Genomic DNA, 21,273 nt, shown 5'->3' with positions numbered 1-21,273 from the left:
GCCCCACCCTAAGGCCTGCGCAGCCGGTCATCGGCGGAGCCGAACGAGGGCGGGCGCGCTGCGGCGTGCGATTACGGGCGAGGCCCGGCCGATCGAACGTCAGGCGCCGTCAGGCGCACGGCCGCTGGTAGGGATGGTTCCCGGCGTACTTCGTCCACCGGCTGTCGGGTACCGGCGTGCCGATGTCGGCGCAGATCTGCCGGTACATGCGGTCGGCGTCCAGTGGCCAGAGGCGGATGCCGTCACCGTGCAGGGAGTCGCGCACGTTGGTGGCCACCATGCTGCTGTCGGGGCTGAACTCCAGGTCGCTTCCGGGCAGGGTGAGGGCCGAGCCGACGGACACGTTCGCGGGGTCGGCGACGTTCCACAGCAGGACCTTGCCGCTGACGAGGATTCCCCCGGTGGTCAGGCCGACGGTGCGGCCGTCGCCGCTGACCGTCAGGTCCTGCGCCTTGTCCGTCAGCGGGACCCTGGCGACCGCCGCGTCCGGATGGTCGAGGTCCCAGAAGCTGACGGCCCGTTCCCGGTTGGACGCGGCCGCGACGTACCTGCCGCCGCCGAACTCCCCGAAGGCGTTCGCCGCCACCGGCAGCTCTCCCGTGCGCACGGGGTTCCTGACCTCGGACACGTCGAGGACCTGGATGTCACGGTCCTCCTCCATGACGAGCATCCGGCGCTGCGGAGTGCTGGCGACGGCCCAGGCGTCGTGGAACTCCATGGGCAGCGGGTGGGGTCCGTCCGGACGGTACGGATCCGCGAGGCTCCAGAGCCGCACGTCCAGCTTCTCGTCGATCACCACCAGTGCGCGCCCCTGCTGGTGGAGCCCGATCCCGGCCGGCGTGTCCGGGACCGCCACCGTCGCCGCCTCCCGCGGACGGCGGCGGTCCGTGATGTCCCAGAGGTGGACCACACCGGCGGAGGGGTCGGTCAGGGCGAGGACGTTGCTCCCGGCGGAGGCCACTGCCGGCAAGCGGCCGGCCGACGACCCGCTCCTGGCGAGAGTGGCCTGCAGGACGGGGTGGTGGGCGTCGCCCACCTCCCACAGGCCGACGGACGAGTTGTCCGCAGGTGCGGTGAGAAGGGTGCGGCCGTCGGACAGGAAGGCGGCTCTCGACCACGGGTGCGGCAGGGTGGCGCCGGGAACCGGCCGTAGCCGGTCGGTGATGTCCCAGAGCCCGACACTGCCGTCCTGGTCCCTGGTCACCAGCGTGCGGCCGTCGTCGCCGAACGCCGTTCCCGAGGTGCTGCCGGCCGCGCCGGTCAGCTGCTGCGGAATGACCGCCCCCGGTGTCGTCCAGATCCGCACCAGGCCGTTGTCCCCGCCGACGGCCACGGTGCGGTTGTCGGGGCGGAACGCCAGCGAGCGCAGCGCGCCCGAGCCCGGAAGGGTGTTCCACAGCTCGATGTCGGCGGTGTCGGGGTCGGGGCGCCGGTCGATCTGGAACTGGTTCACGCTGCCGTCGGTGTTGGCGGAGGCCAGGGCCTTGCCGTCGGCGCTGAAGGCGAGGGCCAGGAAGTCCCCCCGTGCGCTGTCGAGCGCCAGTTCCCTCGCCAGCGGTCGGCTCGGGTCGGTGACGTCCCAGTAGTTGAGCTGCCCGTAGGTGCCGGCGGCCGCGAGCAGTCTGCCCCCGGGGTGGAAGGCGAGGTTCCAGGCGCTCTTGACCGACAGGGTGGCCAGGACCGTCGGCCGATCCGAGGCCACGCTCCAGAGCCGCACGCTTCCGCCGTTGCTCGCGGTCGCCACGGTCCGGCCGTCCGGGTGGAAGGCCACGCCCGTGACGTCCTCGGAGTCCGCCGAGAACGTGCGGGGCGGTGCGGGACGGGCGGGGTCGGCGATGTTCCAGAGCCGGGCGACTCCCCTGTCGCCCCCGGAGACCAAGGTCCGCCCGTCCGGGCCGAAGGCCAGCGAGTACGCCACCTCCGTCTCGTCCGGAGTGCTGCTGAGCAGCCTGGGGTGGCGCGGGTCGGTCGTCTCCCAGAGCTGTAGGGACCTTCGGCCGTGCGTCGCGAGGAGGCGGCCGTTCGGCGCGAAGGCCACCGCGGAGGCGCCCTCGGTGGTGAGCGCGGCGCCGAAGGCGGGACGGGCGGGATTGGCGACGTCCCAGAGCTTGACCTTGTGGTCGGTGTCGCCGCTCGCGAGGACCTGCCCGTCGGCGCTGAACGACAGGCTGAGGACCGTCCCCGGGTGATCCTTGCCCGAGGGGTCGTCGAGGGTCACCGCATAGGGGCTCGTGTAGGAGGCGTACATCTCGTTCCGGGCCTCGTCGGTGGGCGACGTGCGGTAGGCGGCCAGGCTCAGCTCCAGCGCCACCGAAGGATCGGTCGGACGGATGGCCGCCGCGTTCGTGGCGAGCCGGCGGGAGGTGAGCTCCGCCTCGTGCTGCCGGGCCGTGCGGTGCTGCTGGACGGCGATCACACCGACCACGACCGTCAGGACCAGACCGACCACGCCCACGGTGCGGGCCGCCCGGCGGACCAGCGCCGCGCGGACGCTGGCGGTGACGAACTCCCGTTGCTGCACGGTCAGATCGGCCCGCCGGCCCGGGCTCCGCACCCACTCGCGGATCCGGGCCAGCCGGGGATCGCGCAACAGGCTGCGCCGCCGCCGGTCGTCCTGCGACCAGCTGTCGCTCGCCTCCGCGAGCTGCTGGTGGAGCAACAGGCCCTCGCGGTCCTCGCCGAGCCAGGCCTGGAGCCTGGGCCAGGCCCGCAGCAGCGCCTCGTGGGTGATCTCGACCCCGTCGTCCCGCGGGGAGAGCAGCCGGCCCCGGACCATGGTGTCCAGCACGGCGGCAGCCCGCTGCGGATCCGCGCTCTCCCGGATCAGGTGCTCCCGGGGCAGTCGGCGCCGGGTGTCGTCGGTGCCGTCACCCAGCTCCACCAACTGCAGCAGCAGCGAGCGCGCCAGCCGCCGACCGTCGTCGTCGAGACCGCCGAACACCCTCTCTGCGGTGGCCGCGACGGAATGCAGGACGCCGCCGGTCGCCCGGTAGGCCCCGACGGTCATGACATGGCCGTCCCGGAGCTGCCACGTCGCCTGCAACGCGTGGGCGAGCAACGGAAGTCGGCCCGCCTCGTACTCGCCGCCGGCGGTGGCCCCGAGGTCCTGCAGCAGCAGCTCCACCAGGCCGGGTTCCACATCGAGGCCCGCCGAGCGCGCCGGGAACAGGATCGCCTCGCGCAGGCCCTGCTCCGGCAGCGGCCCGAGGTTGACCGGCTGGTCCGCCAGCGCCGAGCGCAGCCGCGGGTGGTCCATGGCCCGGCCGTAGAAGTCGGACCGCATGCCGTAGACGACCAGTGCGACGGGTTTGCGGCCCCCGCCCGGCTCGGCCAGCTGCGCCATCAGCTCCGGAAACGCCCGCCGTTCGGCGTCGTCGGACGTCAGGGTGAAGAGCTCCTCCAGCTGGTCGACCACGACGACCAGCCGATCCAGCGAGGCCTCGGCCATCGCCTCGCGCACGGCGGCGGCCAACCCGGCCGGGTCGGCGACGAGCGACTCCGCCACGGCGAGGTCCAGGCCCACCGCCGCCGCCAGCGCGCGGGCCGCCTCGGCCAGCGGCCCGGCGGTGGGTGTGAGGACCAGGTGCGGCCAGTGCGCCGCCCCGCCCCGTGGAAGCCCGCCCCTGCTCAGGGCGGGCAACAACCCCGCACGCAACAGCGACGACTTCCCCGCGCCGGACGCCCCGAGCACGAACTGCGGCCCGCCCGAACCGAGCCGCCCGGCCAGGCGCACGAGCAGGTCCGCGATCGCCGGGTTCCGACCGAAGAACCACCGGGAGTCGTCCGGCCCGAACGCGGTCAGCCCCGGGTACGGGCACTCCGTCCCGGCCTGACCGGACAGCACCTGCCGCACCTGGTGGACGCCGTCCTCCAGATGGAGGTGCAGGTCGCGCTCGGCCGCGAACAGGTCCCGCCCGGCCAGGAAGGCCCTGGCGTCGCCGGACACCTCGGCCTCCAGGTGAACCCGGGGCTCCTCCGGTTCCGGATCCATCGGCCGACCCCTTCGTCAGGCGAACCTCTTCACTCCTCAACTCACCATAGAGCCTTGAGACTTCAACTGTCCCGGCGTCCAGTCGGCGGCTGTCGGGGCCACCGGTCAGAACCACTCCGAGGGCGTGTCGGCAGCCGTCCGGTCGAGTGCGTCCAGCAGGTCGAACTGCGGCCCGGTGCGGGGGAGTTCGACCCGGAAGAAGTACCGGGCGGCCTGCCGCTTGCCATGGTGGAAGGGGGTGTCGGCGGCGCCCAGCGCGAGGTACTGCTCCAGCCAGATCCAGGCCAGCACCACGTGCCCGACCGCCTCCAGGTACACCGAGGCGTTCGGCAGTGCGACGTCCGGATCGCCCGCCGACCACAGCGCCCCGGTGGTGTGCCGGATCCGCCCGGCGGCGGCGTCCAGCGCGGCCGCGAACCGGGCCGCCTCGCCGCCGACGCGCTCGGCCCTCGCCGTGGTGGCCGCGAACGCCCCGAGCAGTGCGGCCAGGCCCGCGCCGCCGTCCAGCACCACCTTCCGCCCGAGCAGGTCGAGCGCCTGGATGCCGTGCGTGCCCTCGTGGATCGCGTTCAGCCGGTTGTCCCGGTAGAACTGCTCCACCGGGTGGTCCCGGGTGTAGCCGTACCCGCCGTGCACCTGGATCGCCAGGTCGTTCGCCGCCAGGCACCACTGCGTGGGCCAGCTCTTCGCCACCGGCGTCAGCACCTCCAGCAGCCGTCCCGCCGCCGCCCGCTCGGCCGGCTCCGTGGCGGTGCGCTGGTCGTCGATCAGTCGGCTGCAGTACAGGCTGAGCGCCAACGCGCCTTCCACGTAAGCCTTCTGGGCGAGCAGCTGCCGTCGGACGTCCGGGTGCTCGATGATCGGCACCTGCGGCGCGGACGGGTCACGGCCCGTCAGCGGGCGGCCCTGTGGGCGGGACCGGGCGTAGTCCAACGCGTGCAGGTAGCCGGTGTAGCCGAGCGCCGCCGCGCCGAGGCCGACGCCCGTCCGGGCCTCGTTCATCATGTGGAACATGCACGCCAGCCCGCGGTGCAGCTCACCCACCAACTCGCCCACCGCGCCCGGCGCTTCGCCCGGACGGTACTGGCCCTCGCCGAAGTTCAGCACCGTGTTGACCGTCCCCCGGTACCCCATCTTGTGGTTCAGCCCCGCGAGCACCACGTCGTTGCGCTCCCCGAGCGAACCGTCCGGCCCCACCAGGTACTTGGGCACCGCGAACAGCGACAGCCCCTTCACCCCCGCCGGTGCGCCCGGCGTCCGGGCCAGCACCAGGTGCACGATGTTCTCGCTCAACTCGTGGTCGCCGCCGGAGATCCACATCTTGGTGCCGAACAGCCGGTAGCCGCCGTCCGGTTGGGGCACCGCCGTGGTCCGGACATCCGCCAGCGACGATCCCGCCTGCGGCTCCGAGAGGCACATGGTGCCGAAGAACCGCCCCGCCGCGAGTGGGCGCACCAGCCGCTCGCGCTGCTCCGACGTGCCGTACACCGCAAGGAGGTTGGCGTTCGCGACGGTGAGGAACGGGTACGCCGCCGTCCCTACGTTCGCCGCCTGGAACCACGCTGTGCAGGCGTTCGCCACCAGCGTCGGCAACTGCTGCCCGCCCAGGTCGTGGTCCATCGCCGCCGACATCAACCCCGAGGCGACGAACGCCTCCAGCGCCGCCCCCACCTCCGGGTGCAGCACCACCCGCTCCCCGTCGAACCGCGGCTCCTCCACGTCGTTACGACGGTTGTGCGGGGCGAAGTGCCGCACGGCGAGCTCCTCCGCGAGGCCGAGCACCGCGTCGAAGGTCTCCCGGTCGTGCTCGGCGAACCGCTCCCGCGCGGTCAACGCCTCCGCGCCCAGCCACTCGAACAGCAGGAAGTCCAGATCCCGACGCGACAGCACCGACCCGGCCACGGCACACCCCAATCCGGTGAGCAGGACGCCCGGGGGAGGACGTCCAGAGGCCGCAGATCCTAAGCCGGACCGCCGCCGTTCGGGGAGAACGGCGGCGGCCCGGCCCCAACGGGTTGACGGCGGGTCAGCGGCGCAGGGTGGTGACGGTGAGGCCCGGGGCGGAGCCGATCTCGGCCTCGGTGAAGCGCTCGGTCACCCACTGCTTGGCGGCGTAGCGGCGGGTCTGGTCGGTGAAGTGCGGCGAGCTCGGGTCGGCGGACTGCCCGTAGGTGAGCAGCGTCCGGGTGCGCGGGCCCTGCCGGGTCAGCTCGGTGGCCATCAGGAAACTGGAGCCGTGCGGCGCGCCCGCGCCGGCCGCCGGGTAGGTGCCGCCGCCCGCGCCCGAATCCGGCCCGGCCGTCAGCACGTTGAAGCAGCCGATCTCGCCGGTGCAGCCGTGCAGCGGGATGCCCGCCCAGCGCTGGACGTCACCGATCGCCGCGTCCACCGGCACCCCGGTGGTCGCCAGGCGCAGGACGGCGTCGGCGAACGCGCGCTGCGCGTCGGCGTTGTCGGCGGCGATCCCGCGCGGGGTGGTCAACGGCCGCGCCGGGTCGTACGGGACGGTCTGCCAGGCCCGGCTGCGGGTGCCCGCCAGCGCGCGCTGGTACGCCTGCCAGAGCACGGTGCCCCGGCCGGCGGCGTCGGCCCGGGTGTCCCACGCCGCGAGCACGTCGCACGCGGCGCGCACGTCGACCCGGGTGCCGTCGGACGCCGTGATCGCCGGGTGCGCGCGGCACAGCGCGACGGCGTCGTCCCGGTCCAGTTCGGCGCTCTGCACCCGGTTGCCGAACATGGTCGCCTGGAGCGTGGCGAGGGTGAAGCCGGGCGCGCCGAGGCCGTCGGCGCCGGCCCGGCGGTCGGCGATCATCCGCAGGCCCAGCTGCGGCCGCGTCGCGAGCTGCTGCGCCGCGTTGTAGACGATGGGCAGGCCGGCGATCGGCGCGTCCGCATTGGTCAGGTAGGGGCCGTTGTTGGAGTTGGCCACGTAGTCGGTGCGGGTCAGCGCGGGGTGGTTGGCCGGGCCGAAGATGCCGGGCACCCGCGCGTCCGGGTCGGTGCCCGGGTCGCAGGCGGTGGTCGACCCGTCCAGCACGCCCGTCTCCCAGGGGTTGGGCACCAGGCAGCGCGTCAGCTGCGCGTCGGGCAGGTGCGGCACGGCGGCGGAGTCGGTGAAGTAGACGGTTCCGCTGGTGTCGACGGCCGTGGTGTACACCCAGGGGGCTGCGCTGGGCCTGGCGCAGCTGGTCGAGGTTCTGCGAACGGCCCATCGCCACCCACTCGTTGAGGGAGCGGAGGTTGTCGGCGTTGGCGTCGCGCAGGGCGTAGGCCTGCTCGCCCGTCCACCCGGCGGCCAGCACGTAGCCCTGCCGGGAGCGGTAGAGGGTCCGTTCGACGGTGGAGAGCGTGCCGTCGGCGGCCCGGACGGTGACCGGGACGGTGGTCGCGGTCATCCGTTCGACCTTGCCGTCCACCAGGTACGAGGTCGGGTCGCCCGGCGCCAGCGAGAGCCGGTAGAGGGTCGCGTGGTCGGAGTAGCTGGTGGTGTGCGTCCAGGCCAGCCCGTTGGTGTGGCCGATCTGCAGGAACGGGATGCCGTAGAGGCCCGCGCCGGCCACGTCGAGGACGCCGGGGATGGTCAACTGGGCCTGGTAGAACCGCTGCGAGCCGACCCACGGGAGGTGCGGGTTGGCCAGGAGCAGGCCGTTTCCGTTGCGGGTGGCGTCCCGTCCGATCGCCCAGCCGTTGCTGCCGAGGTCGGGCGTGTCGGCCGCGCGGCGCACTGGGGCCGGCGCCGCGGCGAGGGAGGTCGCCCCGGCGCCCGGGACGGCGTTGGCGACCAGGGTCTTGGCGGTGCCCGCGAGGGTGTTGACGTCGTAGAGGATGTTCCAGAGGTCGTCGGCGTTGATCGGCCCGACCCAGCCCTTGCCCCGGCAGGACGGGTCCGGCAGGCGGTCGACTCCGGTGTCGTGCAGGTAGCGGTTGTACCCCGCGACGTACCCGTCGACCAGCTGCCGCACCTCACCGGTCGGGCCGAGCGGCGCGGGTTCGGCCAGCAGCCGCCGCACCGTCCCCGCGCGCAGCAGGGCCAGCTGGTAGGCGTCGCTGTCCGGGTTGGCGATCCGGTCCGAGGACGCGCCGTCCGGGCCGAACCAGCGCGAGCGCTCGCCGCGCATCGTGACCACCTGGTCAGCGAGTTCGCAAAGGTTGTCCTGGGCGAAGGCGTACCCGTAGCCGTACCCGAGGCCGCCGAAGTCCCGCGCGAGCACGTGCGGGACGCCGTACTCGCTCCGCCGGACCTTGGCGGTCCAGCCGCCCCGGTCGGCCCCGAGGTCGGTGTCGGCGGCCTGCGCCGAGGCGGGCGCGAGCGCCGTCAACAGCCCGGCGGCCAGCCCGAGGGCGAGCGCACCGGACGCCAACCGGCGTACTCCCGCGCGAGACTGACGAGTGGTCAGTTTCGTGTTCTCCGTCATGGATCCACGCTGCCGCACCGGTCGTTCGTCGTCATCGCTCCACGGGAGGAGGCGGCTCTCGCTCTCCGGACCCACCCGGGTGCGTCCGGGGTAGGGGTTCCTCCGGGGTAGCGTTCGATTCCGAACGGCAGTTGACCGGCCGGTCGTGCGGCGAGGGCCGGGCGGGCTTCGCAGGGTGGGTGTCGCTGCCGTGCCGGCCCGGCCCGGAGTGCGCCCGGGAGCGCCGCGTCCGCACCTGATGATCGCTGAAGGAGCTTTTGTGGAACGAGAGTTGACGGAGCCCTGGGAGGCCGTGCTGTGCACGCCGGAGGGCGGGAGCCGGGCCGGCGTGCTGGTGCTGGCCGGATCGAGCGGGCGGGTGGAGCGGGAGCGGGCGCGCCTGCTGGCCCGGGCCGGGGTGACGGCGCTGGCGATCCGGTGGTTCGGCGGCCCCGGTCAGGCGCCCGGCGTCTGCGAGGTGCCGCTGGAGACGTTCACGGCGGGCGTGGACCTCCTGCGGCAGGCCGGGGCGGAGCGCATAGGCGTGCTCGGGACGTCGAAGGGCGCCGAGGCCGCGATGCTGACGGCCGTCCACGACCCTCGGGTGGACGCGGTGGTGGCGCAGTCGCCCACCGCGCTGGTCTGGAGCAACGTCGGCCCCGGCCTGGACGGCGCCGACCGCCCGCTCCGCTCCTGCTGGACGTGGCGGGGGAGGCCACTGCCGTTCGTGCCGATGGACGAGACCTGGACGCAGGCGGAGCCCGAGGGCGAGCCCGTGGCCATCCGCAGCTGGTACGAGCAGAGCGAACGGACGTTCGCGGATGCGGTCCCGGCGGCGACCATCCCGATCGAGCGCACCCGCGCGGATCTGCTGCTGATCGCGGGCGCCGACGACGCGATGTGGCCCTCGGCGCCCTTCGCGCACCGACTCGCCGCCCGCCGCCACCGGGCCGGCCTCGGCGCCCGGGTGATCGAACGCCCGGACGCCGGCCACCGCCCCCGCTTCCCCGGCGAAAGCCCGGCCCCCGCGTCCACCGTCTTCGCCTACGGCGGCACCCCGGCGGGCGACGCACTGCTCGGCGCGGCGGCGTGGCCGCATGTCGTGGACGTCCTGACGGGACGCCAGGTGCGCGACGCCGAGTGACCGTGCGGGGGCCGGGGCCCGGACGGCGGGGCGGTGCGCTCAGGCCGCCGGGATGCGCGTGCGCAGCAGGCAGAAGACGTTGCCCTCGGGATCGGCGAGGACGTGCCAACTCTCCTCGCCGGTCTGCCCGACATCGGCGGGCCGTGCGCCGAGAGCCAGCAGCCGGGCGAGCTCGGCGTCCTGGTCGCGGTCGGTCGGGCTGACGTCGAGGTGCAGCGGGAGCCTGGCCGGCCGGGAGTCCGTGGTGGGGCTGAGAATCAGGGTGGGCTGCGGGCCGCCGAACCCGGTGCCGGGCGGCCCGATCTCGATCCCGCCGTCGGGCTCGCGGCCCAGCTCGACGTAGCCGAGGACCTCGCACCAGAACCCGGCGAGCAGCTCGGGGTCGGCGCAGTCCAGGATCAACTCGCTGATGCGGCAGGCCATACGGGGAAGTCTACGAGCTGTCCCGCAACGGGCTGCCGCTACCCGGGCCACGCTCCCGGCGGCCGGTCGCCGCCTGCGCGCGGGCGTTCCGAGGGGGAGCGGGCCGTCCGTTTTCGGACAGTCGGGGGCTGCGGCCGGTGCCGCGTGTGCGATGGGAAATCCTCCACGTGCGGCGGGGTCGAGCCGCTCAAACTTTCGGATTCTGTCCGATTCGTCGTCAGAATCTCCAGGCCGGAACACGTCTGACGCGGACATGCCCCTTTGCGTAGCCTTGACCCGGCGGTTCCCTCGACCGCCGTCCCCCACAACTCCCCAGGAGCGCAGATGCGTCGTTCCGTTCGCATCCCCTCGCGTGCCGTCGGCAGGCTGCTCAGCGCCGCGGCACTGGTCGCAGGCGTCGGCCTCACCCAGTTCGCCGCCCCTTCCACGGTCACCACCGCGCAGGCCGCGGCCTCCACCGCGTGCGTCGGGGAGGCGGCCCACGACGACGCCGCGGCCCGGAAGCCCGCCGGCAACTCCGTCGGCCGCGACCCCAACGCCGTGACCGACGCACAGGTGAAGACGATGGAGGCGGACCTCAACGCCCGCGTCGCCCAGCTGGCGAGCACTGCTCAGGGCGGCGCCCTGCTCGCCCCCGGTGCGACGGCGGCCACCACCATCCCGGTGTACATGCACGTCGTCCACTCCGGGACCACCGGCAAGCTGACGGCCACCACCATCGCCAAGCAGATAGACGTCCTGAACGCGGCCTACAGCGGCCAGGGCGCGGGCAACACCCCCAGCCAGTTCCAGTTCCAGCTGGTCTCGACCGACTACACCGACAACGCGTCCTGGTACGCGGGCGTCGCGCCGGGCTCCGCCGCCGAGAGCTCGATGAAGAGCGCGCTGCGCAAGGGCGGCGCCAACGCCCTCAACATCTACAGCGCCAGCCTCGGGCAGTCGCTGCTCGGCTGGGCGACGTTCCCGAGCAGCTACAAGTCCAGCCCGACCGACGACGGCGTGGTCATCCTCGACACCTCGTTCCCCGGCGGCTCGGCCACCAACTACAACGAGGGCGACACCGTCACCCACGAGGTCGGCCACTGGCTCGGCCTCTACCACACCTTCCAGGGCGGCTGCGGCGGCCAGGGCGACCAGGTCTCCGACACCCCGGCCGAGAAGACCGCCGCCTACCAGTGCCCGACCGGCCGCGACACCTGCACCACCGCCGGCGTCGACCCGATCCACAACTTCATGGACTACACCTACGACTCCTGCATGACCCAGTTCACCGCCGGCCAGGTCGCCCGCATGGCCACCTCCTGGGCCGCCTACCGCGCCTGACGACCCATCCGCCCCGGAAGGCCCCGACGGCCACCGCCCCGACGCCGGCGGGTGCGCGGCGATCACGCCGCCACCCGCCGGCGTGTCGAAGGTGTGCAGGGCCACGACATCGGCGCTGCGAGGGCCCTTCGCCGGTGGAGTCGCTGTCAGCTGACCCAGACGCCGGCAGGGGACAGGCGCACGGCCAGGTTTCGGCCGAGGTCGGAGACAGGCGTCGACCACGACACGTCGGCCACCTCGCAATCCGAGTCGGCAGCGAGGGCCTGGACGAGTGCTCTGCCGATCCCGTGCCCGCGGTAGGTGTGGGCTGTCCAGATCATGTCGATGCGGGGCCGTCGGGCGTCCGTCAGCTCGCCGTATCTGGACTTCTCGCCCAGGTCCCACCAGCGGTGCTGGTCCACGTCGTGGGCAGCGAGGAAGCCGACCATGTGATCGTCGGCCTTGAGCAGGTAGGCCCGGCTCCGGTCCGGGGTCTCGACCGGATCGCCGCTGTGCGACCAGGAACTGAAGTCGTAGCCGCCCTCTCGCTGGGGCAGGCGCGCCATCCGGCCTGCCAACTGCCGCCAGGAGATCGGAGACTGAGAGGTCACGACGGCCAGGTTGCGCATCCACTCCGTGTTCTTCGGCACCAGGACGCCGAAGGCCCAGTCCGAGTGGTGTTGGCGGTGCAGGCCCTCGCTGTCCCTGCCGCGACGCCGGAACCCGCATGGGCACCTGTCGATCCTTCGGGCGGTAGCCGCACGAAAGGTCACCGGGAGGGCACCGCGGCTGGGGTCCTGTTCCCGCCCTCCGACCCACGGCCGCCATGGCGTCTCGCCGGCTTCCTGGTGCCCGCTCCAGCGGTCGACCCAGCCGGGATGCTGCTCCGGATGTGCCTCGCGGATCATCTTCTGGATGGGCGGCAGGGTGGGGCGGACCCACACGCTGCCGGCCTCTGCGCGGCCGTTGAGCCGCAGTCCGTGTCTGGCAGCTTTCGCCCGCAGGTACCGCAGGAAGATCTGTGGGGCGGGATCGAAGTCGATTCCGCGGACGAGTTGGCGTTCGCCCGGGTCCAGCCAGCGGTCGATGGGCAGTGCCAATTGCTCGGCCAGGGCGTGGAGGGCGGTGTAGTCGTGGTCGAGTTCCGCGGTGCGCAGTGCGTCCCGAGCGGCGGCAGTCTGAGCGAACGGTGCGAAGAGGGTGACGCCGCGCTTGCCCTGACTGGCGACGAAGGTCCCGGAGTAGCCGCCATACCAGATTCGGTCGCACGCACTGTCGTTGAAACGGTTAACGGCTTTGACGAATGCTGCCGGGAGTTCGACGTCCTCGCCGCGAGCCTCGATGGTGTGGGTGTACTCATCGCGGTCGAGGTGGACGGAGGCGTACCAGCGGTTGGGGCGGACCTTGATGGTGCGGCCTCGCCAGCTGTGGTCGTCGTCGAGGTGCAGCGTGTCGAACGAGGGGTTCGGTCCTCGTTTCTGTTCGGGTGTGGCGCGCAGACCAAATGGATGTCGGTGCGGATCTCGCAGGCAGGGTGCTCTTCTGCCCGGGCCCGGTGTGCGGGTTCAGCAGAGGGTGGCCTGGCCGTCGGGGCCGCGGGTGGGGCGGGGCAACAGGGCGGTGCCGGTGAGGAGTTCGTGCAGGCGTGGGGCGAGGGAGGAGTTGCGGGGGTCGGCGGGTCGTCCGATCGCGTCGGCGAGGGCTGCGGGGTCGCCGAGCAGGACGACGACGCGGCGGGCGCGGGTGACGGCGGTGTAGAGGAGGTTGCGGCGCAGCAGGAGGTAGGAGGAGGTTTTGGTGAGGGGGACGACCACGACGGGGTACTCGCTGCCCTGGGAGCGGTGGACGGTGACGGCGTAGGCGTGGAGGAGCTCGTCGAGTTCCTCGAAGCCGTACAGCGCGGTGGAGCCGTCGTCCGTAAGGACGTGGAGGCGGCGTTCCTTGTCGTCGATGGCGGTGACGGTGCCGGTGGTGCCGTTGAGGACGCCCTTGCGGACGTCGTTGCGGATGGCGATGACGCGATCGCGGAGGCGGAAGGGCCGGCCGTCGGCGAAGTGCTGGGGTGAGCCGTCCTTGTGGGGGTTGACGACGTTCTGGATTGCCAGGGCGAGGTCGCGGGTGCCGGCCGGGCCTTTGGTGGAGGGGGCCAGGACCTGGACCTCCTCGGGGCGGACGCGGTAGGTCGTCGGGAGCCGGCGGGTGACGAGGTCGACCACGGTGTCGGCGATGGCGTGGTCCGGGGTGGGCAGGAACCAGAACTCGCCACCGTTGACCGTGACTTGACCATGGCGGATGCGGTGGGCGTTGGGCGGGATGGTGCTGGCGCCCGCCTGGCGGAAGATCGTGTCGAGTTCGGTGCGGGGGACGGCCTCGACGGACAGCAGGTCGCGCAGCACCTGGCCTGGGCCGACGCTGGGGAGTTGGTGGACGTCTCCGACCAGCAGCAGGTGCGCACCGGCCGGGAGCTTGGTCAGCAGGCGCTCCAGCAGGGGGAGTTCGAGCATGGACGCTTCGTCGATGACGACCAGGTCGGCGCCGTCGAGGGGTTCGTGGGCGTCGAACAGGCTCAGCGGGCCGGCGTCGTCCTCCCTGGGCTTGCCGATCATGCGGTGGACGGTGGTGGCCGGGCGGCCGGTGAGCTCGGACAGGCGCTTGGCGGCGCGGCCGGTGGGCGCGGCCAGCGAGACCCGGCCGCCGACCGCTTCGACGAGGTCGAGGATCGCGCTGACGGTGAACGACTTGCCGCAGCCCGGGCCTCCGGTGAGCACCGACACCGGCTCGGTGACGGCCATCAGGACGGCGTCCTCCTGGCGCTGCGTCAGCTGGACGCTGCTGTCCACCAGCGGCGACGGGCCCTGCCGCCAGGGGTGCCGGGCCGCCAGGCGGGTGGGGGTGGTGCGCAGGCGGGCGATCCGGGTCGCGGCGGAGACCTCGGCGGCGTGCAGGCGCGGCGGGAACACCGCCGGGCGCAGGCGGCCGCGGTGGGGGAGGTCCTGGACGACGACGCGGCGGTCGGCGGTGAGCCGGTCGAGCTGGTCGGGCAGCAGCGGGGCCAGCTCGTCGTCGCGGAGGTTCGCGCACGTCCTGCGGAACAGCTCGGCGTCCCACAGGAAGGTCTGGCCTTCGCGGACGGAGGCGTCGTCGAGGGTGTGGACGAGGGCGGCCTGCAGCCGCTCGGGGCTGCGTTCGGGCCAGCCCAGTGACAGGGCGAGCTTGTCCGCCGTCGCGAAGCCGATCCGGAAGACTTCGGTGAGGCGGTAGGGGGTGTCCTGGACGATGTCCAGGACGTCGGCGACGTCGTGGGCCTCGCCCTTCTCCACCCGGAAGTGGTGGGCGATGCGGGGTGCGTGGGTGGGGGAGACGCCGGCGCCCTGCAGGAGGACCATCAGCTGGCGGATCTCCTGGTGGACCTGCCAGGCCGCGACGATTCCGGCGTGCCGGGCCTCGCCGATCAGGTGGACCTCCCGCAGCCGGGCGGGGGTGGTGTCGATGATCTGCAGGGTGTCGAGCCCGAACTGGTCGACGATGGCGTCGGCGAGTTTCGGGCCGATGCCGCGGACCAGGCCCGACGCGAGGTACCTGCGGATCGCGTGGACGGTCGCGGGCTCGATGTAGCGGCATCCGGTGGTGTGGAACTCCGGCCCGTAGACCGGGTGTTGGGCGCGGGTGCCGGTGATCTCCAGGGTCTCGCCGGGCTGGACGCCGACCAGGACCTCGCCCTTCGCGGTCAGGCTCTCACCGCTCTCCAGGCCCAGCCGCAGAGCGGTGAAGCCGTTGCTCCCGACGAACAGGATCCGCTCGACGATGCCGTCCACCGTCTCGACGACGCTGCCCGTCCCGGCCTGCTGCTCCATGGTCGTTCCCCAGTGCTGCTGCGCCGCGGCCGCGGTGTCGTCCATGGCCCGATCATGGAGCGCGGGGCGGTGCTTCGCAGGTATTTGCCGGAAATTCCCCGAGCGCGGCGTCCGCCGGACCGGTTCGCTGCGGGGCGGCCCTCGGCCGCGCCCTTCCCGAACCCTCCGCGCGCTCGTCACACTTCGTTGCCCGGCGGTGGCCGACGTCGGAGCGCCCCCACCGGCGCGGCCCGGAGAACCGACGTTGTCCGAAAACCGGATGGCAACCCCCTTCCCGCCCCTGTTGTTATGAGCGCCTCAACCACGTGCAACTCAAGGGGGATCAGCCATGGGCAAGATACTCAGGCGTGCGGCCGTGTCCACCGTCGCTCTCGTCGCGGCGACCACGGCCGCCGTCGGGACCGGTGGCGCGCAGGCCTCGGCCAGCACGGTGATCGCTCTCGGCAACACCTACAGCGCCGGTGTCTACTCGGCGCCCAACGCGGGCTCCGCCAAGGTCGGGGTGCCCGACCTGCACCCCGGCGACTCGGTCGCGGTGAACTGCTGGACCGCCGGCGGCAGTGTCGGCAACTTCGGCAACGTGTGGTACCACGCCTTCCAGGAGATCTACGGAGGCGCCCCGTACCAGCAGGTCGGCGGCTGGGTCTTCGCCCCCTATGTCGACGGTGCTGCCGCGTTCCACAACAACTGGATCCCCAAGTGCCCCTGATCCAGGCATAGTCGCCTGTCGGCTAGGCGTCGACGTCCGCCCCGGTGCGTCCGGGACCCTGCGGGCCGTGCTCGGCCCCGCAGGGTCTCTCCCCGAGGGGCGGCCCGGAAGCGCAAGGGTGCCCTGCGGGGTGCGGCCGGGGATAGGCTGCGCGGGCATTCGGGGTGTCGGGTGAACGGGGTGGGGCGTGCGGGTTCTGCAGGGCGGTCACCGGGTGCACTTCGTGGTGGCGTGGGTGCTGTGCGCCGTCGAAGTGCTCTGCCTTGCGGCCACCGCGCCGCCGTTGCGGTGGGCGGCGCCGGTGTGGTTATGGGGCTCGACCCTGGTGGCGATCGTCCTGGTGTTCGGTGCCGCACTGGCGCGTTCCTGGTCGGTGCCGCTCCTGCGCAGGGGTTGCGGCCTGCTGAAGTACCTGTGGCTGCTGCCGCGCAGCGTGCGGGTCTGCTACGCGGTGGCGGCCTGCCTGCTCGCCGTCGGGCTGGCGACCGGCGGGGGCGCGGCCGAGGTCCACAAGGACGAGTCCGGATACTCCTGGACGAAGCGTGAACTCGGCCCGAACGGGCGGACGTTGGTGCGCACCGGGATCGACCGGGCCGAGTACGAGCGGCGTCGGGGAGCCGAGGTGCGGATCCTCACCGGCGTTCCGGCGGTGTTCGCCGTGCTCGGCAGCTTCCTGGTGCTGGTCTCCGCCGAGGCGGCGTACGGAGTCGCCATGGCCGAGGACGCCCCACGGGCGGGGAGTCAGCGGCGGCGACGCCGATAGTCGGCGAGCGCGCCGAGGAACTCCTCGGCTGCCACCACGCGTTCGGCTCCCATCCGATCCTGGCCGGCGCCCGGACGACCGCCGTCACCCCGCAGCCGCTGCGCCGAGGAACGCCTCGCCGAGGCTGTGGCCCGACACGGAATCGCTCAGTACGTGGTGCTCGGCGCGGGCCTGGACTCCTTCGCCTGCCGCAGCGAACTCGCGGACGGCATAAGGGTGTTCGAGGTGGACCACCCGCACACCCAGGAGTGGAAGCAGGCCCGCCTGGCCGACGCCGGGATCACCCTCCCGCCCACGGTGTCCTTCGTTCCGTTCGATCTCGAACAGGCCGGGGCGCGTGCACTGACCGCCGCTCTGACGGCCGCCGGGTTCGACCCGGCGCGACCGGCCGTGGTCAGCCGGCTGGGCGTCACCAGGTACCTGGGCGTCGAGGCGATCGGCCAAGTGCTGTCCACCATCGGCGAGTTCGCGCCCGGCGCCGAGCTGATCGCCGAACACCTGCTGCCCGCCGACCACCGCGACCCGGCCGGGCAGGCCTACGCCGAGCAGGTGCAGGCTGCGGCCGCCGAGGGCGGCGAGCCGTGGCGGGCCTTCCTCGCCGTCGAGGAGATGGACACCCTGCTGAGCGCCCACGGCCTGCGCCCGCCGCCCTCCCTGTGCCGGCGCGACACCGTGGACGCCGAGCTGTGGAACGAACGGGCCGACGCGCTGCGGCCGTTCGAACTCTCCGTGCCGGCCCACGCGGTGGTGCCGGAGCGCTGACCGTTCGGCGGCGGTGGGAGGGTCAGAGCCCGGCCGGGTCGTCCAGGACGGCGCGCAGGCGGGCGACGCACTCGGCGGCGAAGGCCGGGTCGCTCTCCCAGTAGTACGGCACTCCGGCGATCGCCACGGCCACCGCCCAACCGCAAGCCCGTTGCCACGTCTGCTCGTTGACGTCGAGGGCGGCGCGGTAGGCGTGGCGGGCGGCGGCCGGGAAGTCCCACAGCGGGGCGTGCTCGGCGTCCGGGAAGCCGATCGACAGGCCGCCGAAGTCGATCACCGCGCGCAGCCGGCCGTCCTGGACCAGCACGTTGGACGGCTTCAGGTCGCCGTGCAGCCACACCCGGGGGCCGGCCGGGGCGGGCAGGGCGTGTGCCGCGTGCCAGATCGCCTGCAGACGGTCGAGATCCAGGTCGAGGCCGGGGAGCATGCGGGCCTGGGCGAAGTACTCGCCGACCCAGGGGTCGCAGGGCGCCAACTCGCCGCCCCGGTACCAGTGGAGGCCTTCCCTCGCGTCCTCGGGCGGCAGCGGGAGGGCGTGCAGGCTGCGGACCGCCGCCGCCAGCTCCGTCCCGAAGACGCCCCAGTCGGGCACCGAGTCGGGACCGGGCTCGGCGCCCTCGATCCACCGGTACACCGACCACGGGAGCGGGAACCCGCTCCCCGGCACGCCCTCGTGCACCGGCTCCGGCACCTCGCACGCCAACTCCGGTGCCAGCCGCGGCAGCCAGACCTGCTCCTTGCGTACCGCACCCGCCGTCCCCGGCGTCCGCGGCAGCCGCACCAGCAGTCCGTCACCGAGCCGGAACATCCGGTTGTCGGTGCCCGACCCGGCGGGCCGGATCGACAACTCGGCCCACTCCGGCCGCTGTTGCGCCAGCAGGCGGCGGACCAGGGACTCGTCGGTCGGGATCTCGTCCTCGTGCAGCGTCATTCCGCCAGCATTCAACACGAACCCGCGCGGACGCGAACGAAATTCCGTCGCCCGTCGGCGGCAGGCTCGGGTGCCGGACCTGCCCGGGACGGGCCGACCGCGTCGCCGCTCGGGCAGGCCCCGGCCGGGAGGGTCGGTCCTCAGGCGATGTACACGCTCTGGCCGAACTCCTGGGTCGTGCTGCCGCCGGGAGGAACGACCGCGATCACCTGGCCGGTGCAGTTCGAGCCGTCGTACACGAGGGCGTACTCGTTGGTCTCGTTGCGCAGGATGAGCGGGAAGATCTGCGCGTTGTAGCAGCCGCTCGGATTCTCGATGGTCTGGTTGGGGGCGATGACGAGCGTCCCGGTGGCCGCGGAGGCGGCGTCCGGGAGGGCGAGGGCCATGGTGGCCGCGGTGGCGAGGGTGCCGAGCACGGTTGCGAGGCGTCGCACGAGGACTCCTTGGAGACGGGGCGATCGGGGCCGAAACGCCCCGGGCCCAACCTCGCCGCCCGCCGGAGCACCCGCAATTCCCGTGCGCCGAGCGGGCGCATGCATGCGTATGGACGGGTGGACCGGGAAGCCGGGGGACGGCGCCGACCGGCGGCTGCTGATCCCCGTGACGGTCGCCGGTAGCTGGACGGTTCGCTGCGGTCGGCGACCAACGCCGCGCTCGCGGCCGGGGCCCGCACTCTGGTGGTGATCGACCCGCGGGCGCACCTGGTCCCGCGCGAGCTGCTCCACCACCAGATCGCGATCGCCGCCGCGCACACCGTGCTGACCGTCGAGCCCGACCCGGCCTCGCTGCACGCGTTCGGCCCGGACCTGAACGACCGGACGGCCTGGGTGCCGGCCCACCGGGAGGGGCGGCACCCAGGCCGCCGCGGCCGCGGCGGAGTTAAGGCCGGGTCCGACCCGGCCTGAGCCGCCGCCACGACACCACCGCAGCCCCGCCCGATCGGCTACCTGATCGGACGGGGCTGCGGTGGTGTCGTGGCGGCGCGGAACGCACCGGCGGGGCGTCAGGGCTTGAGGATCAGGCGGATCGGGTTGCCCTGCTTGGTGTGCAGGCGCTCGACGGCCTCCGCTGCCTGCTCCAGCGGGAGGACCTCGCTGACCGAGCGGGAGAAGTCCAGCCGGCCGTCGGCGGCGAGGGAGATCAGCTGGGGGACGGCGTTCTCCTCCGAGCCGTAGTGGCCGAGGATCTGCTGCTGCAGGTAGGAGAAGCGGACGCTGTTGGCGACCGTCAGCGGCTGGTCGGTCAGGCCGACGAGCACCAGTCGCCCGTGCGCGCCGAGGACGGTCATCGCCTGCTCGCGCACGGCCGGGACACCGGCGAAGTCGAAGGCGGCGGCCAGGCCGGCCCCGGCGGTCGCGGCACCGATCTTGGCGGCGAGCTCCGGGTCGGCCGAGTCCAGGACCAGGTCCGCGCCGAAGGCGAGGGCGCGCTCGCGGGCGGCGGGGGAGGGGTCCACGGCGATGACGGGGTTCGCGCCGATCGCCCGCAGCAGCTGCACGCCGTGCGCGCCGAGGCCGCCGACGCCCCACACGCCGACCGGCTCGGCGGGCCGCACCTGGCCGGTCGTGGTGATGGCGCCCCACGGGGTGGAGACGGCGTCGGGAATGATCGAGCCCTGCTCGAACGGGATCGACTCGGGCAGCCGGATCAGCGTGTCCTTGCGGGCGAGCGCGTACTCGGCCCAGCCGCCGTCGTAGTCGACTCCGCGCGTCCAGGTGATGCCGTCACGCTTCTCGCCGGCCTGCAGCACGACCCGGTCGCCGACCTTCCAGGCGCCCGCGTCCTCGCCCAGCTCGGCGACGGTGCCCGCGACTTCGTGCCCGAGCGTGACGCTCTCGCCGGGGAGGTACAGCGGGGTCAGCGAGCCGTCGATCAGGTGGACGTCGGACAGGCAGACACCGGCCGCCTCCACCTTGATCAGTACCTGGCCGGGGACGGGGACGGGGCGCTCCACCTCCTCGACGCTCAGCTTGCGGGTGGGCAGGTGCAGGCGGACGGCACGCATCCGGGCCATGGTCGATCCTCTCCGGCCGACGGCGGGCATGTCGGCGGCCTCGTTGCCGCAGCGCCCTGCCGAGGATGTATCGCAAGGCGACTTGCATTACCGAGGCTACGACGCGGTACGCGGCAATGCAAGAAGGCCTGCGTTAGGCTTCGGGCGTGTCGAAGGAGAAGCGGACGGGGTCCACGAAGCAGCCGGTCGACGATGCGTTGCCCGAGGGCAGGGCCGCGACCCCGCTGCGCCGGCGCGGCGCCGCCATGCGGCGGGCCGTGCTCGACGCCACCGTGCGACTGCTCGCCGAGGGCGGGCTCGACGCGGCCAGCGTCTCGGCCGTCGCGGCGGCGGCCGGCGTGCACGAGACGTCCGTCTACCGCAACTGGGGCACCCGCGAGCAGCTGCTCCGCGAGGCGCTCGCCGACTACACCGACCACGCCCTGCCGCTGCCCGACACTGGCAGCCTGCGCGAGGACCTGCGCCAACTCCTCACCGCCCTCGGCGCGTTCCTCGCCACCCCCGAAGGGCCCGCACTGCTCCACCTGAGCATCGCCCCGGCCACCGCCGAGACCCGCAGCGGCCGCGACGCCTACTGGGCCGAGCGGCTGGAACGCGCCGAGACCCTGCTGCGCCGGGCCGCCGAACGCGGTGAGATCCGCCCGGACGTCGACCCCCGGGCGGCGGTCGAGGCGCTGATGAGCCCCCTGTTCGCCCGCCACCTGCTGCTCGGGGAGCCCGTCACCCCGGCCTTCCTGACATCCCTGGTCGACCTGGTGGTGGACGGCCTGGCCCCGCGCTGAGCCGCGCCGCGGCGGCCGGGCGTGCTTCCCGGCTCACCGATGCCGACGTCCGCGCGCCGTCGCTGTCGCCGGGCCGGTCGCGCGGGCACGTGCTGACCCACCCGGCCCGCAACGCCGACGGCTGGGCTGGGCCCGGGCGGGAGCGGAGGCGTCCGAGCACCCGAGCGCGGCCGCCCGGACGGGCGGATCGAGGCGGGCGCGGGG

General features: G+C 73.4%; 15 protein-coding genes and 1 pseudogene. 7 read left to right on the top strand and 9 right to left on the bottom strand.

Features of this window, described 5'->3' with window-relative positions; all coding sequences use genetic code 11:
• Positions 1-109 precede the first annotated feature (109 nt).
• From IEZ12_RS26185 to IEZ12_RS26175, 3 genes and pseudogenes are all read right to left on the bottom strand, one after another.
• Positions 110-3,991, bottom strand: coding sequence for an NACHT and WD repeat domain-containing protein (locus tag IEZ12_RS26185; protein WP_189275263.1), 3,882 nt, complete (start codon positions 3,989-3,991; stop codon positions 110-112).
• A gap of 105 nt (positions 3,992-4,096) precedes the next feature.
• Positions 4,097-5,893, bottom strand: coding sequence for an acyl-CoA dehydrogenase (locus IEZ12_RS26180; protein WP_189275261.1), 1,797 nt, complete (start codon positions 5,891-5,893; stop codon positions 4,097-4,099).
• Between the two features lie 124 nt (positions 5,894-6,017).
• A pseudogene (locus IEZ12_RS26175) lies at positions 6,018-8,406 on the bottom strand (penicillin acylase family protein).
• A gap of 259 nt (positions 8,407-8,665) precedes the next feature.
• On the opposite strand from IEZ12_RS26175, the gene IEZ12_RS26170 reads away from it, so the two are divergent.
• Positions 8,666-9,529 carry an acyl-CoA thioester hydrolase/BAAT C-terminal domain-containing protein gene (locus IEZ12_RS26170; protein ID WP_229848039.1) on the top strand — a complete coding sequence of 288 codons (864 nt, stop codon included), beginning with the start codon at positions 8,666-8,668 and terminating at the stop codon, positions 9,527-9,529.
• Between the two features lie 39 nt (positions 9,530-9,568).
• Here IEZ12_RS26170 and IEZ12_RS26165 read toward each other — a convergent pair whose 3' ends face one another.
• Complete coding sequence (locus tag IEZ12_RS26165) at positions 9,569-9,952, bottom strand: VOC family protein (RefSeq protein ID WP_189275257.1); 384 nt, start codon at positions 9,950-9,952, stop codon at positions 9,569-9,571.
• Positions 9,953-10,276: 324 nt separating this feature from the next.
• Between IEZ12_RS26165 and IEZ12_RS26160 the strand changes: the two genes are divergently transcribed.
• Positions 10,277-11,275 (top strand): zinc metalloprotease, encoded by a 999-nt coding sequence (locus IEZ12_RS26160; RefSeq protein WP_189275255.1) that lies wholly within the window; start codon positions 10,277-10,279, stop codon positions 11,273-11,275.
• Positions 11,276-11,421: 146 nt separating this feature from the next.
• Here the strand turns inward: IEZ12_RS26160 and IEZ12_RS39145 are convergent, their stop codons facing one another.
• The gene (locus tag IEZ12_RS39145) at positions 11,422-12,354 is read right to left on the bottom strand and encodes a GNAT family N-acetyltransferase (protein WP_229848038.1); all 933 of its coding nucleotides are present in this window, start codon (positions 12,352-12,354) and stop codon (positions 11,422-11,424) included.
• Between the two features lie 465 nt (positions 12,355-12,819).
• Positions 12,820-15,153: an SF1B family DNA helicase RecD2 gene (gene recD2, locus IEZ12_RS26150; protein WP_189275251.1), complete on the bottom strand. Its 2,334-nt coding sequence runs from the start codon at positions 15,151-15,153 to the stop codon at positions 12,820-12,822.
• A gap of 283 nt (positions 15,154-15,436) precedes the next feature.
• On the opposite strand from recD2, the gene IEZ12_RS26145 reads away from it, so the two are divergent.
• The 3 genes from IEZ12_RS26145 (at position 15,437) to IEZ12_RS26135 (ending at position 17,342) form a co-directional block, all read left to right on the top strand.
• Positions 15,437-15,817: a hypothetical protein gene (locus IEZ12_RS26145; protein ID WP_189275249.1), complete on the top strand. Its 381-nt coding sequence runs from the start codon at positions 15,437-15,439 to the stop codon at positions 15,815-15,817.
• 187 nt (positions 15,818-16,004) lie between these two features.
• Complete coding sequence (locus IEZ12_RS26140) at positions 16,005-16,580, top strand: hypothetical protein (RefSeq protein WP_189275247.1); 576 nt, start codon at positions 16,005-16,007, stop codon at positions 16,578-16,580.
• A gap of 51 nt (positions 16,581-16,631) precedes the next feature.
• The gene (locus IEZ12_RS26135) at positions 16,632-17,342 is read left to right on the top strand and encodes a class I SAM-dependent methyltransferase (RefSeq protein WP_373295529.1); all 711 of its coding nucleotides are present in this window, start codon (positions 16,632-16,634) and stop codon (positions 17,340-17,342) included.
• Positions 17,343-17,364: 22 nt separating this feature from the next.
• Here IEZ12_RS26135 and IEZ12_RS26130 read toward each other — a convergent pair whose 3' ends face one another.
• On the bottom strand, positions 17,365-18,273 hold the full coding sequence (locus IEZ12_RS26130) for an aminoglycoside phosphotransferase family protein (protein WP_189275246.1): 909 nt from the start codon (positions 18,271-18,273) through the stop codon (positions 17,365-17,367).
• Positions 18,274-18,413: 140 nt separating this feature from the next.
• Positions 18,414-18,707, bottom strand: a complete 294-nt coding sequence (locus IEZ12_RS26125) for a hypothetical protein (RefSeq protein ID WP_189275244.1) — start codon at positions 18,705-18,707, stop codon at positions 18,414-18,416.
• Between the two features lie 246 nt (positions 18,708-18,953).
• Here IEZ12_RS26125 and IEZ12_RS26120 point away from each other — a divergent pair, with 246 nt between their 5' ends.
• Positions 18,954-19,178 carry a hypothetical protein gene (locus tag IEZ12_RS26120; RefSeq protein WP_189275242.1) on the top strand — a complete coding sequence of 75 codons (225 nt, stop codon included), beginning with the start codon at positions 18,954-18,956 and terminating at the stop codon, positions 19,176-19,178.
• A gap of 98 nt (positions 19,179-19,276) precedes the next feature.
• Here the strand turns inward: IEZ12_RS26120 and IEZ12_RS26115 are convergent, their stop codons facing one another.
• Positions 19,277-20,287, bottom strand: coding sequence for a zinc-binding dehydrogenase (locus IEZ12_RS26115; RefSeq protein ID WP_189275241.1), 1,011 nt, complete (start codon positions 20,285-20,287; stop codon positions 19,277-19,279).
• A 245-nt stretch (positions 20,288-20,532) separates the two neighbouring features.
• Here IEZ12_RS26115 and IEZ12_RS26110 point away from each other — a divergent pair, with 245 nt between their 5' ends.
• Positions 20,533-21,069 (top strand): TetR-like C-terminal domain-containing protein, encoded by a 537-nt coding sequence (locus IEZ12_RS26110; RefSeq protein ID WP_100584994.1) that lies wholly within the window; start codon positions 20,533-20,535, stop codon positions 21,067-21,069.
• The last annotated feature ends 204 nt before the right edge of the window (positions 21,070-21,273 follow it).

Origin of the sequence: Kitasatospora griseola, assembly GCF_014648555.1 — a bacterium.
GTDB classification, from domain to species: domain Bacteria; phylum Actinomycetota; class Actinomycetes; order Streptomycetales; family Streptomycetaceae; genus Kitasatospora; species Kitasatospora griseola.
The sequence above is the reverse complement of the archived record's forward strand: the minus strand, read 5'-3'. Positions and strand labels throughout refer to the sequence as shown.

Bases quoted from the DNA above. Each gene is read 5' to 3' on its own strand.
- IEZ12_RS26165 (WP_189275257.1), bottom strand. From the start codon at position 9,952: ATGGCCTGCCGCATCAGCGAGTTGATCCTGGACTGCGCCGACCCCGAG.
- IEZ12_RS26160 (WP_189275255.1), top strand. From the start codon at position 10,277: ATGCGTCGTTCCGTTCGCATCCCCTCGCGTGCCGTCGGCAGGCTGCTC.
- IEZ12_RS26130 (WP_189275246.1), bottom strand. From the start codon at position 18,273: ATGACGCTGCACGAGGACGAGATCCCGACCGACGAGTCCCTGGTCCGC.
- IEZ12_RS26110 (WP_100584994.1), top strand. From the start codon at position 20,533: ATGCGGCGGGCCGTGCTCGACGCCACCGTGCGACTGCTCGCCGAGGGC.
- recD2 (WP_189275251.1), bottom strand. From the start codon at position 15,153: ATGGACGACACCGCGGCCGCGGCGCAGCAGCACTGGGGAACGACCATG.
- IEZ12_RS26185 (WP_189275263.1), bottom strand. From the start codon at position 3,991: ATGGATCCGGAACCGGAGGAGCCCCGGGTTCACCTGGAGGCCGAGGTG.
- IEZ12_RS26115 (WP_189275241.1), bottom strand. From the start codon at position 20,287: ATGGCCCGGATGCGTGCCGTCCGCCTGCACCTGCCCACCCGCAAGCTG.
- IEZ12_RS26145 (WP_189275249.1), top strand. From the start codon at position 15,437: ATGGGCAAGATACTCAGGCGTGCGGCCGTGTCCACCGTCGCTCTCGTC.